Source organism: Streptomyces sp. NPDC088725, assembly GCF_044751305.1.
In the GTDB taxonomy this organism is placed as follows: domain Bacteria; phylum Actinomycetota; class Actinomycetes; order Streptomycetales; family Streptomycetaceae; genus Streptomyces.
Genome location: NZ_JBIVLO010000006.1, coordinates 472,460 through 488,393, shown reverse-complemented (window position 1 = coordinate 488,393; position 15,934 = coordinate 472,460). Strand labels below are relative to the sequence as shown.

Below are 15,934 nucleotides of genomic sequence, written 5' to 3'. Positions count from 1 at the left end.
CCCCTGGTTGATCAGCTCGCGCTGCCACTGATGCCACGCCAGGGACTCCGGCGAGGACCCGGTGCTGTAGAGCTTTCGGTGCTCCTTGTACTCCATGCGAATAGAAGGACCATTGTTGACCATCTGCATCTTGTGCGGCTTGTTCGCGATATAGAAGCCAGGCTCAATGAGGTCCTTGCAGGCTGCCTTGGGCGGGATGTGGTTGACCTCCATCTTCTGCGGATACTGGCTTCCGCTCGCCATCCGGTTCGCCGGCAGCAGCCCCCGTACCAGCCGCCCTCCTGCGTACACCCCTTGGCTATCAGACCCTCGGGGTCCATCCAAGTGAAGGGGTTGACGACGTACGCGGCCGGATTCGGCGCGGGCACGAGGCCGTGCGGGTCCGCCGACATATAGCGCGCGGTCTCAGGGTCGTAGTGCCGGTTCAGGTTGTCGTGCAGGCCCGTCTCCTGGTCCGCGTACTGACCGGGGAAGCGCAGCGGCGTCAGGGCCCGGGCGTCGCGGTTGCGGGAGGTGACGCCCCACACGGTGGAGCGCTTGTGCCAGGCGATGTCGCCCTGTTCGTCGACGAGTTCGGTCGGGGCGCCGATGACGTCCGTGACGATGGCGAAGAACCGGCTGTCCACCTCCTGCTGACCGGTGTCGGCCGGCAGTCTGCGCTCCAGTTGGGACATGGGCTGCGGGCCCTCGTACTCCCACGTCAGCGTCACGCCGGTGGCCGTGTCGGTCTCCTCTGCCAGTTGTGTGCCGTCCCACGCGAAGCGGACCGTGGCCGCGACGGCGTGCCCGTCGGCGGTCATGCGGTGCTTGGCGGTGCGGCGGCCCAACGCGTCGTAGGTGTAGCGCCATTCGGTGCCGTCCGGTGTGGTGCAGGACTCCAGACGGTCCTCCGCGTCCCACGTGTAGCGCCAGGTCTCGGGCTTGCGGGACAGACGCTGCTTCTGGCGCAGTACGACCCGCCCGGCGTCGTCGTACTCGTAGCGCAGCCCGTCCGCGCCGACCAACCGCGTCCCGCTGTAGGTCCGTTCGCCGCCCTGCGTGTCCCGGGCCCTGCCGGGCCACCGGGCACTCGTCTGGTTCCCGGCGGAGTCGTAGGTGTACCGCTCCGTCCAGTCGCCTGCCGTGACGCCGAGCGGGCGCCCCACAGGGTCGAGTTCGAACTGATAGGCCAGACCAGTCTGTTGGTCCGTGATGTGAGTCAGGAACCCGCCCCGGTGGTGTACGTCTGCGACCGGAGAGTGCCGCGGGGCGTGGTGAGCGACCGGCCCGAAAGGCGGCCGATCGTGTCCCACTGCGAGGCGAGCGTGACCGGTGCGTGTGCCGGCCCCAGGGTGCGCTGTGTTTCCCGGCCGAACGTGTCGCGTGAGAAGTCCAGTGCATGGCCGCCGCATTCCACGCGTACACGGTTGCCCGCGCTGTCGTAGACGTACGACGTCATAGCCCCGGTCGGTGTGGTCCGCGAGGCCAGTTCGCCGTGCGGGTCGTAGGCGAACCGCATGCTGCGTCCGTCGACCGTCTCCGCGAGCAGGCGGCCCAGGGCGTCTCACCCGAGGCTGGCAGAGAGGGGGCCCTCCCGGGCTGCTGGCCTCGGCGTTGACAGCACCGCCACTGAGACAAACTCGAGCGAGCACAGCGCCGAACCTCAGGGCGCGATCTTCCGGGCCACGAGGAGGTAGTCGAAGTACAGCGCAAATCCGGTCCTGGGATCTGCCGGGAGTTCCTGGCTGCTCGCGTTGGCCAGGATGACGTTGTAGTCGGCGATCCCGTCGAAGCCGGCGTCGTTGTAGTCGATGGTGTGTCCTCGCCGTTCGATCTCGCGTCGCAGCTTCTTCTTGGGCGTGCGGAACACGTCGAGGCCATCGAGCGAGACGTTCACGTCCTCATCCTCGTTCACGAACCGCCACAGCTCGACGCTGTCCAGCTGCTCCCGCGCGTCGAATATCAGCACGAAGTTCAGCGTGACGTCCGAGTGCTTCACCACGTACTTACCCGGCGGCCTCCCGCCCTCTGGGCTGTGCTTCACCGTGGCGCCCCGCTCCCGTGCCGTCTCCATGGCATCGTCGAAAGACATGCCGAGCTGAAAGGGGCCGGCACCGACGTGCGGCGTGATCTCGATGTCCATCCTTGGTCCTTCTCCATTCACAAGTTCGGTCTGTTCCGCTCGTCCTATTTCAACAGAGCAGCTGTGTCGATCGACCACCCCCCGTGGTTCGCGAGCATCCTCTGCAACGCGCTTGTTGTGCTGCAGGCTGTTGACCATGTCCTCTATGTGCTGGTCGTACTTGCCCGGGAACCGCGACTTGATGTCGTCGATGTCCATCCGCATGGCCTCGGTGATGCGGCCCTGCCCGATTAGATCTCGCTGCCATTGGTGCCACGCCTGCGTTTCATGGCTGTAACCAGTGCTGTAGAGCTGTTGGTGATCGTCGCGGTCCATGGGGATCGCCGGGCCGCGAGTACCTCCTGATCCGCGTGCGGTTTGCCGGCACGGTAGAAGCCCGGATCGCTGATGTTCTTCCATGCCGCCTTAGGCGGAATGTGATTGACCTCCCTGCTGTCCTTGGGCAGAGGGTTGCCTTGGTCGTCGAGGTTCGCGGGCAACAGACCGCCGTACCAGCCGCCCTTGAGCGTGCACCCCTTGGATATCAGGCCTTCGGGATCCATTGCCGTGTGGGGGTTGACGACGTACGCGGCCGAGTTGGGGGCGGGCCCTAGGCCCAGCGGGTCCGTCGAGACGTACCGGCCGGTCTCGGGATCGTAGTGTCGGTTCAGGTTGTAGTGGAGACCGGTTTCCTGGTCGGCGTACTGGCCGGGGAAGCGGAGCGGCGTGTAGGCATCGGCCTCGCGGTTCCAGGCCGTAAGACCCCAGACCGTCGTGCGCTTGTACCAGGCGATGTCGCCCTGTTCGTCAACGAGTTCGGTCGGTGTGCCGATGAGGTCAGTGACAATGGCGAAGAAACGGCTGTCCACGTCTGACTGCGGGGAGCCCGGCGTCAGCCGGCGCTCGAGCTGGGAAACGGGGCGGTGCCCCTCGTAGTCCCAGGTCAGCGTCACGCCGGACAACGTGTCTGTCTGCTCAGCGAGCCTTGTGGCGTCCCAGGAAAAGTGGACCGAGGACGCAGTTGTCACCCCGTCCGGGCTATGCGGTGCTTGGCGGTGCGGCGGCCCAGCGCGTCGTATGTATAGCGCCACACCGTGCCGTCCGGAGTGGTACAGGACTCCAGTCGGTCCTCAGCGTCCCACGTGTAGTGCCAGGTGTCGGGCTTGCGGGACATGCGGCGCTTCTGACGCAACACGACTCTTCCCGCGGCGTCGTACTCGTAGCGCGTCGCGCCCGCATAGGACAGCCGCGTCCCGTCGTAGGTCCGCTCGCCGCGGCTCCCCATGTGCCGCGCCCGATCGGGCCACTGGGCGTGAGTCTGATTACCCGTGGCGTCGTAGGTGTAGCGCTCCGACCAGTCTCCGGCCGTGACGCCCAGCGGGCGGCCCACCGGGTCAAGCTCGAAGCGCCAGTCCATACCTGCCAGTTCGTTGGTTATGCCGGTCAAGAAGCCGTCGGCGCGGTACGTGTATGACCGGTCCCGCACCGAACCACGGGCCGTGATGACCGACTGTCCCGTCAGACGTCCGATCGAGTCCCACTGCGAGGACAGGGTCACCGGCGCGTGCGCGGGCCCTAGCGTCCGCCGCAGCTCGCGGCCCAATTTATCCCGTGCGAAGCCGAGTTCATGCCCTGAGCTGTCGACGCGCACCCGATTGCCTGCGGCGTCATAGTCGTACGACGTGAACGCTCCGGTCGGGGTCACGCGGGAGGCGAGCGCACCGCGCTGATCGTAGCTGTACCGCATGGTACGCCCGTCGACGGTCTCCGCCACCAAGCGCCCGACGGTGTCCCGCTCCACGGCCAGGGAGGACGACGCCGAGTCGGCCTCCACGAGACGGTCCGCGGCGTCGTAGGTGTAGCGGGTGACGACACCGTCCGCGTACTTTGCGAGCAAGTTGCCCACGGTGTCGTAGTCCATGGTGATGCGCTGCCCGAGTGGGGTTGTCCGGGCGACGAGTCGGGACGCCGAGTCGTACTCGTAAGCGGTGGTACGGCCGTCGAAGTCGGTCTGAGAAGCAGTCAGACCCGACAGCCCATAGCGATAACGCCAGGTCGCCCCTTCGGGGTTCAGGACGCCGGTGATCCGCAGCTCGTTGTCGTACGTGAACTCGTAGCGCACTCCGTCCTTGCCTGTGCGTGCTGCGAGCAAGTCAAACCACGTGTACTCGAAGCGAACAATGCCGCCCAGCGGATCGGTGTACGTGAGGCAATTGCCTTCCTCGTCGTACGTCCACGAGTCCGTGGCCCCGTCAGGGGCGATGCTCCGGGTCAGCCAGCCGTCCGCCGTCCACTCCAGGCGGGTTACGGAACCGGCCGGGTCGACGGACTCGTACGGCCGCCCGAAGGCGTCGCGGCGCACCGCGTAGGTGGCACCGTGCCCGTCGGAGACCGAAAGGGGCAGGCCCGCCTGATCGTTACTCCGCGTCTCGGTCTCGCCGGTCGGGAACGTGACGGCTGCGACGGCACCCGCCGCGTCATGGGTGAAAGTGGTCGAGGTGCCGTCTGGCGCGACGATCGCGGTGCGGTTGCCGTGCTCGTCGAAGGTCTGGCGCCACACGATGCCGTCAGGGCCGGTCATCGTCTCCGGGAGGTGCAGGGCGTTGTACGTGGTCGACGCCTGACGCCCGTCCGGGTAGTGGACGATCAGCAGGTTGCCCGCGTCGTCGTACGTGAACCTGGACGTGTGGCCCAACTCGTCAGTCCGAGCAAGGAGGTTGTCGTAGCGGTCCCACTCGAAGCGCACCGTGTGGCCAAGCGGGTCGGTCTCGCTGACGGTCTGCCCGAGAGCGTTGAGGAGGGTGATGGTGACCGCTCCGGTGGAGTCGGTGAAGCGGGTTTCGCGGGCGGCGGTGTCGTAGGCGAAGCGTGAGGACAGCGCGCCGCCGGGGCCGATCGTCTCCACGACCCGGCCGGCCGCGTCGTACACGTAGCGGTACGTGTGACCGTTTCGGTCGGTCCATGACGTGACGCGGTGCTCGCCGTCGTACGTGAACCTCAGCGGCACGCCGCGCGCTCCCGACACCGCGTCGAGGTCGTGGGCAGCGTCGTACCCGAACGAGGCGACACGGACCCGGCCTTCCGGTGTCCGCAGATCCAGCGAGGCCACCCGGCCTATTCCTGTGTCGCTCGTGACACGCACGCGATAGCCGCCCTCGTGCAGGACCATTGAGGGGAGGCCTTCGGTATCGCGTGCGAACTGCAGGGCGTTGCCGTGGCGGTCCTCGATCTCGCCCAGCCAGTACAGGCCGCCGGAGGCATACGGGTTGCCGGTGAACCGGCGGGTAAGGCCCGCACGGACATCGGTCGTGGCGTATGTGACGTCGCCGAGAGTTGACCGGCCGTCGAAGGTGAGCGCTATGCGCTCGCCCTCCAGCGGCAGTATCTCTTCGCCCGACTCGCGGGGCAGTTGAGGGTAGACCAGCAGGGAACCGTCTTCGCGGGCCCAGACGGCGCCACTGCCCGTCAACTCCAGGCGCTCGTCGAGGGTGGAGGCCCAGCTGGGTCCGAAGCAGTGGCCGTAGCGATAGCCGGATATGTGGGTACGCCGTAGTACCAGAGGCAGGATGCCGGGCAGCGCCAAGTCCGTCTGGGAGAGGACCATTTCACCGCTGGCGATGTCGACCGGATCGGTCTTGCAGCGGCGCGTCGCCATGGCGACGGCCCTCTGACGCGCCGTGTCGAGAGCGTCCTTCATGGAGCCGGGCAGGCGCCGGACCGCGTTGACGCGGGTGCGGCCGCCGTCCTCGGCGCCCTCTTTCCTTCCGGATGTGATGGCGTGCAGACGGTCACGGACGTCGTGGTCCGTCTCCTTGTGTATCCGCGAGGCAGCCTTCACCCGGTCCGGCACGGTCTCCGTGATGTGCTTGGCTATCTTGCCCAGAGCCTTCTCAGAGCCCTTGAGCGCGCCGTGCAGCACGCTGTCGAAGGCCTGCGTGAACGGATCACGGCCCTTGCTGCGGCCGAACGCGCCCCTGGCCCGCCCGAGCGGCAGGGAAGCGGCCGCGTGCAGCTCGCTGCCGCGCCGCGAGACCTGCCCGGCACCGTCCTCGAACTCGGTGTGGTCAATCCTGGTGGCCTTCTGAGCGCCGCCCGCGCCGCTGCTTCCGTAGGAGCCGCCGGCGGAGGCGATGTGCATACTTCCATGCCCGCCGTGTCCACTCTGTCCGCCGCTACTGCCTCCGGACCCGCCGCTCCCTTCGACGGGCGGCATGGAGAACGCCCCGTCTGCCAGGTCGAGCACCATGTCCTCGACCATCGCCTCCATTTTGGCGTTGATCGGCTCGGTGATCTTCGCAAGGACCTCGTCGACGATCCGGTCCACGGCCTCGTCGATGATCCGCTTGACCGCCTGCCGCATCGCCGTAATCTCGGCCGCGCCGATCAGCGCGGACAGGCCGCCGGTCACGAAGGCGAACCCGGCCGAGATACCCACCGAGGCCGCCATGACGCCCAGTTCGATCTCGGCCTTGGTCTTCATTCCGAAGATGATGTCCGCCAGGACGTCGCAGGCATCCGCGAACAGCCGGGCAAGCTCCGGGAGTTTCTCCAGATGGCTCGCCTTGACCTGGTTCCAGTGGTTCTCCATGGCGTCGACGGCCCAGCCCTCCGAGGAGGACAGGATCCGTGAGAACGCCGTGTGCGCGTCGCCGCCATGGCCCTCGAACTGCTCCGCGAACTCCCTCATGGCGTCAGCCATTTCACGGTAGTCGTCCTCGTCCACATTCGGGAACTTGATCCCGATGAAGTCCAGGACCTCATCCAGCCAGCCCGGAATTGTGTAGCCCATCCCCGTATCTCCCCCGTTGCTGCACCTGTTCGCGGAAGCCGCGCTCATGCGTTGCGGGTGAAACTCTAGTGCAGCTCCGAACACGCTTGCGGATGGATGCTGGGCTTCCAAGTGGCCTTGAGTGGGGAGGCCGTTGTAGCTCTACCTGCCGGGTTGGGGACTTCCGTACGGGAACACGCGCACCGGTAGCGACGTGACACCTCTTGCGTAGGCATCGGCGCCACCGTGGCCGTCAAGTGGCAACGAGCCCCGGCTGAATCCGGGCGCCTACGCCGCCGACATCGCCAGTCCGGAAATGTCGGGCTGGAGGCACGAGGCTCCGATGGATTCCAGTACCTTCCCAAGGCACAATCACCGGCACCAACCAGGTCTGCTTCGCCAACGAACCCGAGACTGGGACACAGAGGGCAGATTCCGTGAACGAGCATGTACGTCGTCTCGTCAGAATTCTGGGGGTGGACACCGCGACCCCGCAGCCGCGGGACTGATCCGCCATCGATTCGGAACTCCAGGTGCGGCTACCCGACGACTACAAGGCGTTCGGGGCCCCCTCTTCGTCCGTCGGATACTCGTAACTGCTCTGGTTGGCGAGTCTCTTGTTCAGCTCCGGCAGTCCGTCGAAACCCATGTCGTCCTCTTCGATGGTGTGGCCCCGCTCCGCGAGCTGCTCAAAGAGGGCCGCGCTCGGCGTGCGGAAGACATCGAGCCCATCAAGCACCACCCGCACGTCGGTGTCCTCGTTCCGGAACCGAAACAGCTCAATGCTGCTCAGCGCTCCCTTGGAGAAGCCGAGCATGATGTTCAACCTGAACTCGTCATTTGTCAGCTGGATCTGCCCAGGCACCGGATCGCTCGACACGATCCGGAACAGCCCCCCTCCCGCACCGCGTCCCGCACTTCCCCAACCGACATACCGAGCCGAAAACGCGCGACGCCGATGTACGGCAACAACTCCAGTTCCCTATTCGCTCCCGAAGATCATCGCCAGAGCACCCTGCGGATCGAGGCTTAATCCTTGATTGGTGCGGCCGACCTGGCGGCCTGCTCGATCTTCGCGCAGTAGGCTGCACGGGATTCCTCGTCGATCTCCTTCTCGAATTCGGCGCGCAACCCGGTCCGGCCGTCGAGGCCCTCGCGCAGGATATCGGCGTGCCCGGCATGCCGGATGGACTCACCGAGGACGTGGACCATGACGGCGAACAGGTTGGTGTCGGCATAAGGCTTCGGCCACCACGGCACGTGGCCGAAGGTATCGAGGGGAAGCTCGTTGATCGTCGCGTCCGAGTGTTCCCACGTGCGCCGGTAGAACCCGATTATCTGATCGCGGGTCTCGTCCTCGGTCGCCCACAGATCGCTGCCGATGGAGTCCTGCCACCGGGGCAGCAGTTCCGGGGAAGGGCGGTCGAAGACCTCGCCGAAGTACCTGGCCTCGACGGTGGCCACGTGTTTGACCAGGCCGAGGAGGTTGGTCCCGGTCGCTGTCAAAGGTCGGCGGGCGTCGTATTCGGACAAGCCGTCGAGTTTCCAGAGCAGCGCCTTGCGGTTCTGCCGCAGTCTCCCGTGCAGGTTGTCTTTCGCGAATTCATCGATCATGCGGCATGAGCCTGCCATGGGCTGCTCATGGTCTCAAGATCCCGTACAGGGTCCGCAACGACTGGCAGAGCCGAGGCCTGGCCGAGGCCGCCGCCCTGACCTGCTACAAGAATCTCGCGAAACTTGCCACATGAGACAACCTCTTGGACGGTGATCAGAACGCAGTCGTAATAAAGGGGATCCCCCTCTACGTCCACGGGGTAGTCGAAGCTACCGCAGTTGACGGTACACGTCTCACTGGCGACGACATATGTTCCCGGCGGGCGTTCACCCTTGGGAGGTTGATGACGCTCCCCCAGGCCCGAGCCTCTGCGAGAGCGTCATCAAGCGACATACCGAGCCGGAACGCCCCCGAACCAACATGCGGCAAAAATTCAATATCCATCCTTCTATCTCTCTCTCGCAAGCTCGTGCCCGTCGTCGGCATTCGAATAGCGGGCCACCTGCGCCTCCGAAATCGTCCGCGGAGAATATCCGTGCACCACGTCCTGCGCACGGGGCTATCCGAGGCCGCCGTTGCTCTGGAGAAGCTGGGCGTTGATCCATCCGCCCTCCGGCGAGCAGAGAAACGAGACGAGATTCGCGCAGTCCTGCGGCACACCGAGGCGTCCCAGGGGCGTGGAGCGGATCATGTCCTCCTTCGGCTCCTCAGCCATCCACCCGGTGTCGGTCGGTCCGGGATTGATCGCGTTGCAGGTCACTCCCAGGTGGGCGAGCTCACGGGCGGCGGCCAGCGTGATCCGGTCCATCGCTCCCTTGCTTGCCCCATACGGGAGGTTGCCGACTGTGTGATCACTGGTCAGGCTGACGACGCGTCCGCTGCCGTGCTGTCCGCGAAACCGCAGCCCGTACTCCCGGATCAGCAGCCAGGCTGCCCGCGCGTTGACCGCGAAGTGCAGGTCGAAGCTCTCCACCGTCGTGTCCAGCAGCCCGGAGTCGACCGACTCGCAATGGCAGAGCACCAGCGCGGTGACGTTCCCCAGCTCACGCTCGACGCTGTCGAAGAGCTGAGCCGGCACGGCCGGGTCGCTCAAGTCCGCCTCGATCGCGAACGTCCTCGCCCCAAGGGACGCCACCTTGTTCCGCAGCTCCTCCGGCGCACCCGGCTCCATGCCCCACTGCATGCGCGCGTCATACGGAGTCCAGTACGTGAAGGCCACGTCCCACCCGTCCCGGGCCAGATTCAGCACCACGGCCGCCGCGATCCCCGCCGAACGTCCCGCCCCCGTCACCAAGGCAAGCGGGTGCCCCGTCTCTTCCACGTCGTGCCGGCTCTCCCCGTTCGTCTCACCATTCATGAACCTCATCCTGGCGGGCCGTCCTTCAGACGGCACCCGGTTTCCCGGGCCCTGCCGCGCTCACACTCATGGCGGGAACGGCGTGCTCCGGAGCCGTCAACGCTGCGTCTGCGCCCAAGAGTGGGTGGCTTGGTGACGGTAGTCCCTGGGCGGAAGGCCGTAGGCGGTGCGGAAGGCGCGGCTGAAATCGGCGTGGTGGGTGAATCCCCAGCGGGTGGCGATGGAGTGGATGGGGGCAGTTCGGAACGCGGGGTTGGTGAGGTCGTGGCGGGCGCGTTCCAGGCGCTGCCGCCGGATCCAGAAGGCGACCGTGGCGTCTTCGTCCAGGAACAGGCGGTGGAGGTAGCTGAGGGAGATGTGGTGTGCGGCGGCGATCGAGCGCGGGGTCAGGTCGGGGTCGTGCAGGTGCCGCTGGATGAATGCCTGAATCCGCAGGGTCAGCGTTCGCCGACGGGTGTCCGGCGCCAGGGACGTGTCGCTGCCGAGGCTGTGGGCGAACAGGGCGGCCACCAGGTCGGTCACGACCATTCCCAGACGGGGTCCGTCCTCAGGAGCGTATTGAGCGGTGTCGCTGGTCAGCTGGATGAGGAACTGGGCCAGCAGCGCGCCTACGCCTTCCTTCGCGGACATCCGCCGCCCGATCGCCTGATCGGCCCGGCCCCTCGGCATGGGCAACTGCTCCTTGGGAAACTCAACTCCGACGATCCTGAGCTGCTCCTGGCCGGTCCATGTCTCGGACGGCCGCGAGGATTCGTTCGTATGGAACTCGTACGCGTCGCAGGTCACTTCGTCCCTGCCCAGGATGAGTGTCCCGCTGCCTTTCAGGACGAGAGTGAGCTGGTAGACCTCGGGGTCGGACTGCCTGATCAGTTTCGGCGTCCTCCGAAAGACCAGTGGCAGAAATTCACCCGGCCATACCGATACCGCACCGAGTCCGATCAAACGCTGGTGCACCCGGAAGTCGGCCGCATGGTCGCTGCGCAGCTCCATCGGCGCGTATGCCCGGCTCATGAGCTCCCGCCAGCACTCAAAACGGTCCGCCGCAGGCACGTCCTCACTCCGGAACACCGTCTCGACCAGCACGTCCCCCACCAACTCTCATCGAGTCCCCGAGCGGCTTGCCACTGCTCCTCCACTTTCATCCCATGCGGACGAGCACTTCAACAAGGAAGTGGCCAGGCAAAATGTGATGCGATCCGGCCTACATAGTCACGGTCGCCGGACGGGCATCCCAGTGGCGACCGTGCCACTGCCTGCGGCCTACGCCGGGTTCCCTCCCCTTCTCGGTACATGCGGGTGCATGCGGCCAGTTGCTCAGCCGAGACCAGACCGTGCAGCCCGACCGTGCCGCCGCGCTGAGCGCCCGAGCGCATTGAGCCGTGAAGCGGGGGCGCGGTCGGCGGGGTCCGGTTACTCCATGGCCGGTTCCGGGGTTCGTTTGAACATGCGCGTCGCGGTGATCTCTCCGTGGACCTTTTCGCCCTCCGGGTCCTGGTGCGGCAGGCCCGGGCGCAGGTGTTCCTCCACGCTGATGTACTTCAGGCCCGCGCGCAGGTCCGCGTCGTTGCGCAGGCGGATGACCAGGGGGAATTCGGCGAGTGCCGTGGTGTCGAACAGGCCTGTGGTGTAGAGGAGTTGGACGCCCAGCGCGTCCGAGACGGCGCGCTGGAGTTCCAGCAGGTACGTGGCGTTCGCGCGGCCGATCGGGTTGTCGAGGAAGAGCGTGCCCGCGTGCCGGTGCTTGTCCCGGCCGCGGTCGTTGCTGCGCAGGGCGGCCATCGTGCAGTAGAGGGCGATGGCGGCGGTGAGCAGCTGGCCGCCGGAGAAGACGTCGCCCATCTGCCCGACCGGCACCCGCTCCGCGCGCAGTACGGCGTCCGGCTTGAGGATTTCGACGGCGACGCCCTTGGGCTCCAGCGCCGCCTGGACGCCGCGCAGCAGCAGCGTCATGCCGTCCCTGCGCAGGTCCGAGTTCTTCTTGACGGCGGCGCGGGTCGCCTCGTCGATGACCTCGCCCAGCCGTTCGTTGAGCGTGGCCCTGTCCGTCTCCTCGAAGCGGATGCGCAGGAACTCCTGCCCCGACCACTCCCCCAGGCCCTCGGGCAGCCGGGAGAGCCGCTGGGCGGAACGGAGGGTTGTCAGCGCGGATTCCACCAGCCCGCGCAGCCGGTCCACGATGGAGTCGCGGTTGCGTTCCAGCTGCGCCAACTCGTCCGTCAGTACTCGCAGTCGGGGCGCGAAGGCCTGTGCCCAGCGGTCGGCGTGTTCGGGGAGGGCCGCCGCCGGAAGCTCACGGATCTGCTGGCGGGCGGGGGTGCGCACCTGCTCGTAGCGAGTGGAGTTGGCGTGCCGTACGAGCACGTCGCAGGTTTCCCGTACGGTCGCCTCCGCCGTGGACAGGTCGGAGGCGCAGCCGCGCAGCGAACGGCGGGCCTCGGCCCCGGAATGCCGGGCCTCCTCCAGAGTGCCGGGGTACGGCTCCGGGGACGCCTGTGCCTCCTCGTCCGCCTCCTCCTCGGTGGCGGCGCCGCGCAGCAGGTCGCGCAGCATCGCGGCGGTCTCCTCGAAGCCGCCCGCCGCGTCCTCGGCGCCCCGGTGGGCGTGCAGCAGTTCCGCGTGGGCGGCGCGGGCGGTGTCCAACGCGTCGGTGCGTACCGCGAGTTCGGTGGTCGCGGTACGCAGCAGGGTCTGGGCCTGCTCGGCGTCGGTGGGGACCTGGTCCTCGGGCAGTTCGGTGTGCGCGTCGCCGTCGGCGGGGGCCAGCCGTTCGGCCTCGCCACGCAGCCGGCCCAGTTGCTCACTGGTGGCCGTGACCCGCTGCTCCAGCATCTGGACGAGTGATTCGGCGCGGGCGGCGGCGGCCTGCCGGGACGGGCCGTCGGCGCCGTCGGTGGATTCGAGGAGTTGGGCGGCGCGGGTGCGCACCTTGTTGGTGAGGCGGTCCAGTTCGGCGAGGGCGGCGCTCTCGTCGCTCTCAGCCCGGGCCTGTTCGGCGCGCAGGTCGGCGCCGACGCCGACCTTCTCGTACAGCTGGGAGGCAGCGCGGTAGGACTCCCGGAGCGAGGGCAGGGCGACGCGCGGGGCGTCCGGGTCGGGCTCCGGGAGCGTTTCCGGCGCGCCGGCGATCTCGGCGCGTTCGGCGCGCAGCGCGCGGGCGGTGCGGCGGGCGTCGTCGGCGGCGCGCTGGGCGGCCCTGCGGTCCTCGTCGGCGGCGCGGGCCCGTTCCAGGCAGGAGGTCGCGCGGGCCTCGGACTCGGCTGCCTCGTCGGCCAGTTCGCGGAGCTTGACCTGCCAGCCCGCGCGCTCGCGGAGCCGGTAGGCGAGCCCGGAGAGTGCGTCGGCGGCGCGGCGGGCCCGCTGGGCGGTCTCCTGGCGTTCGTCGCGGACGCGGGCGGTCTCGGCTGCTGCTTCGTCCGCCTCGGCGCGTGCGAGACGGGCCTCGGCGAGCGTGGCCGCCGACGTCTCGGCGGATTCCCGTGCCGAGGCGGCGCCCGCGGCGAGTTCGGCGAGCATGCCCGGCGGGCAGTCCGTGCGCCAGGAGTTGAGGCGGGCTGCGAGGGAGCGGTCGCCGGCGAGCCGGGCCGCGAGCACCTTGATCTCTTCGTTGCGGGCGGCCTCGCGGGCGCGCAGGGCCTGCCGCTCCTCGTCGGCTGCGTGTTCGTCGTGCATCGCGGGGTTCGGCGGTACGAGGAACACGCCGTCCTCGCTTCCGCTGTCCGGCTCCGGTACGGGGGCGAGCAGTGCGGCCGAGGTGCCGACGGCGACGGCGGAGCGCGGCAGCAGTGCCGCGCCCGCGAGGACTTCGCGCGCGCGGGCGTGCGAGGCCGGGTCGGTGATGACGACGCCGTCGACGAGTCCTGGCCTGGCGGCAAGGACCGCCGCGTGGTCGGCGGGGGCGACGGCCTGGGCCAGGTAACGCCAGCCGGGCAGTGCGGGGATGCCGTGCTCGCCGAGGTATTCGACGGTGGCGAGGACGTCGGGGCCCGGGGGCAGCAGGCCGCCGTCGCCGAGCGCGCCGAGGATGCGGGAGTCGTCGGCGGCGACGGTCCGCAGGTCGAACAGCTGGCGCTCGGCGGAGGCGACGCCCTGGTCGAGCAGTTCGCGCAGTTCGTCGGCGTAACGGTCCAACTCGTCCGCGCTCAGGGCGCCTTCTGCGGCCGCGCGCTGCGGGACGGGTACGGGGGTGGGCTTACCGGGGGCGCCGCTCTGTTCGCCGCTGCGGGGTGCTGGGACCCCGGCCTGGACAGGCGGCGTGCCCGGCAGGCTCAGCAGTTCCGCGAGGCGTTCCTCGGCGGCGATCGATTCCGCCGCGCGCCGCTCCGCGTCGTACGCGCGCTCCGTGGCCTGGGCGGCATCGGTGGCGCGGGCCGCGGCCAGTTCGGCGCGGGACTCGGCCGCAGCCGTCTCCCTGGCCAGGTCGGCCGCGATGCGCGCGGCCTCGCGGGCGGTGTCCCAGGCGGCGACCGCCGACTTCTCCGCGTCGCTGGCGGCGAGCGCCGCGCGGGCCGGGTCGGCGTCGGGCGCGGAGTCGTCCAGCCAGCCGGCCCGTACCGCCTCCTCGGTCTCCTGTCCGACCTCGGCGAGGCGCTGGCGCAGGTGCCCCGTCTCGCTGCGGGCGCGCTGCGCCTCGGTGGCGGCGGCCGTCGCGTCGCGGTGCGCGGCTTCGCCGATCTCCTGGAGAGCGGCCGAGCGCTCCTCTTCCTCGTTGGCGACGCGCTCGCCGTCCTCGGCTGCGGCGTGCAGCGCGCGGACGAGGTCGGCGGCGGCCGTGGCGCGCGCGGCCAGGGCGGGCGCCGCGTCGCGCTCCGCCTCCCGGATCGCGACGGCCACACGGGCCGAGCGGTCGGCGGCGGCGCGGTGGCGCAGCACGTTCTCCGCGGCCTGCCAGGCGGAGTGGAGCGTACGGGCGTCGGTCAGCTCGCGGCGCTGGGCGGCGGCTCGCTTCTCGGCGGCGGTGAGGGCCAGGGAGGCGTGCCGGTAGGCCAGTTCACTGGCGATGAGCGCGCTGCGGCCACGGGCTTCCTCGGCCTCGGTGACGGTGTGCGCTGCGCCGGTGACCTGCTGGGCGAGGTCGGCGGCGCGGCTGCGCTCGTCGGTGGCGCGGGCTCCGAGACGGCGTACGAGCATCCGGGCGCGGCGCTCGGCGGCGGTGTGGATGTCGCGGGCGCGGGAGCGGATCTCCGTCGCGTCGACGATCCGGCCGAGCAGGTCGACGGAGCCCGCCGTGAAGTCGCGCTCCGCGGTGAGTTCGGCCCTGCGGCCCAGTTTGTTGCCGAAGCCGCTGACGAGGTCGGCGAGTCCGTCCGTGTCGCGGGTGTCGGTGACGGCGCGCAGCAGCAGGTCGGTGAAGTCGGAGTCCTTCTTGACCGCGAAGAGTCCGGCGGCCTCGCCCTCGTCGGCGTTCATCTCCCGCTGATAGCGGAACAGTTCGGGGTCGAGGCCCATCTCGCCGAGGTGTTCGTTCCAGCGGTCGTGGATCTCCTCCCAGTGGATGTCCAGGTGCGGATAGACCTTGCCCGCCTCGGTGATGGCGTCCCGGAAGCCCTTCATCGTGCGGCGCCTGCCGCGTGCGCCGGAGGCGCCCTCGACCGGTCTGCGCACCGCCGCGGACTCGGCGACGGGCAGGGAGTCAAGGCTGAGTCCGGGTCCCGGACGGAAGGAGTACCAGGCCTCCGCGAACTTCCTCGGGTCGTTGGACACCTGACGGCCGCGCCACTCACTGGCCTTGCCGACCACGATCAGCTCGCCGGTGAGCACATGCTGCCATTCCAGGGCGACATGGCCGCAGTCGTCGGCGAGCAGGAACTTGCGCAGCACGCCCGAGCTGGCGCCGCCGAGGGTGTTGCGGTGACCGGGCAGCATCACCGAGAAGATCAGCTTGAGCAGGACGGACTTACCGCCGCCGTTCTCCAGGAAGAGCACGCCGGCGGGGGCCGGGCGGCGCGGTGGCCCTACGGGCTCCTCCTCGAAGAACTCCGCCTGGGTGGGAGCAGGGGTGGGCACGGGCGCGCCCACCCCGCGCAGGTCGAGCAGGGTGTCGGCGTAGCGCGCACCGGCAGGCCCGATGGAGTAGAGGCGGACCCGGGACAGCTCGTACATGGCGGCGGACTCTCGTTGGTAATAACAGTGGGGGGTGGGGCTTGGGCCGGCAGC

Annotated in this window: 11 protein-coding genes; 1 reads left to right on the top strand and 10 read right to left on the bottom strand. The window is 68.8% G+C overall.

The window, feature by feature from the left end:
* Window positions 1-11: 11 nt before the first annotated feature.
* From ACIP6N_RS18545 to ACIP6N_RS18515, 7 genes are all read right to left on the bottom strand, one after another.
* Complete coding sequence (locus ACIP6N_RS18545) at window positions 12-1,145, bottom strand: RHS repeat domain-containing protein (protein WP_401816821.1); 1,134 nt, start codon at window positions 1,143-1,145, stop codon at window positions 12-14.
* Window positions 1,146-1,198: 53 nt separating this feature from the next.
* Window positions 1,199-1,537 carry an RHS repeat domain-containing protein gene (locus tag ACIP6N_RS18540; protein ID WP_401816896.1) on the bottom strand — a complete coding sequence of 113 codons (339 nt, stop codon included), beginning with the start codon at window positions 1,535-1,537 and terminating at the stop codon, window positions 1,199-1,201.
* 105 nt (window positions 1,538-1,642) lie between these two features.
* Window positions 1,643-2,320, bottom strand: a complete 678-nt coding sequence (locus tag ACIP6N_RS18535; protein WP_401816819.1) for a hypothetical protein — start codon at window positions 2,318-2,320, stop codon at window positions 1,643-1,645.
* 32 nt (window positions 2,321-2,352) lie between these two features.
* Window positions 2,353-3,054, bottom strand: a complete 702-nt coding sequence (locus ACIP6N_RS18530; RefSeq protein ID WP_401816818.1) for an RHS repeat-associated core domain-containing protein — start codon at window positions 3,052-3,054, stop codon at window positions 2,353-2,355.
* 71 nt (window positions 3,055-3,125) lie between these two features.
* Window positions 3,126-6,890, bottom strand: coding sequence for a DUF6531 domain-containing protein (locus ACIP6N_RS18525; protein WP_401816817.1), 3,765 nt, complete (start codon window positions 6,888-6,890; stop codon window positions 3,126-3,128).
* 529 nt (window positions 6,891-7,419) lie between these two features.
* Complete coding sequence (locus ACIP6N_RS18520) at window positions 7,420-7,749, bottom strand: hypothetical protein (protein WP_401816815.1); 330 nt, start codon at window positions 7,747-7,749, stop codon at window positions 7,420-7,422.
* A gap of 149 nt (window positions 7,750-7,898) precedes the next feature.
* On the bottom strand, window positions 7,899-8,483 hold the full coding sequence (locus tag ACIP6N_RS18515; protein ID WP_401816813.1) for a DinB family protein: 585 nt from the start codon (window positions 8,481-8,483) through the stop codon (window positions 7,899-7,901).
* 5 nt (window positions 8,484-8,488) lie between these two features.
* Here ACIP6N_RS18515 and ACIP6N_RS18510 point away from each other — a divergent pair, with 5 nt between their 5' ends.
* Window positions 8,489-8,617: a hypothetical protein gene (locus tag ACIP6N_RS18510; RefSeq protein ID WP_401816812.1), complete on the top strand. Its 129-nt coding sequence runs from the start codon at window positions 8,489-8,491 to the stop codon at window positions 8,615-8,617.
* Window positions 8,618-8,983: 366 nt separating this feature from the next.
* Here ACIP6N_RS18510 and ACIP6N_RS18505 read toward each other — a convergent pair whose 3' ends face one another.
* The 3 genes from ACIP6N_RS18505 to ACIP6N_RS18495 form a co-directional block, all read right to left on the bottom strand.
* Window positions 8,984-9,781 (bottom strand): SDR family oxidoreductase, encoded by a 798-nt coding sequence (locus ACIP6N_RS18505; protein ID WP_401816810.1) that lies wholly within the window; start codon window positions 9,779-9,781, stop codon window positions 8,984-8,986.
* A gap of 96 nt (window positions 9,782-9,877) precedes the next feature.
* Window positions 9,878-10,864, bottom strand: a complete 987-nt coding sequence (locus tag ACIP6N_RS18500; protein ID WP_401816894.1) for a helix-turn-helix domain-containing protein — start codon at window positions 10,862-10,864, stop codon at window positions 9,878-9,880.
* Between the two features lie 327 nt (window positions 10,865-11,191).
* Window positions 11,192-15,880, bottom strand: coding sequence for a hypothetical protein (locus tag ACIP6N_RS18495; RefSeq protein WP_401816809.1), 4,689 nt, complete (start codon window positions 15,878-15,880; stop codon window positions 11,192-11,194).
* Window positions 15,881-15,934: the final 54 nt, after the last annotated feature.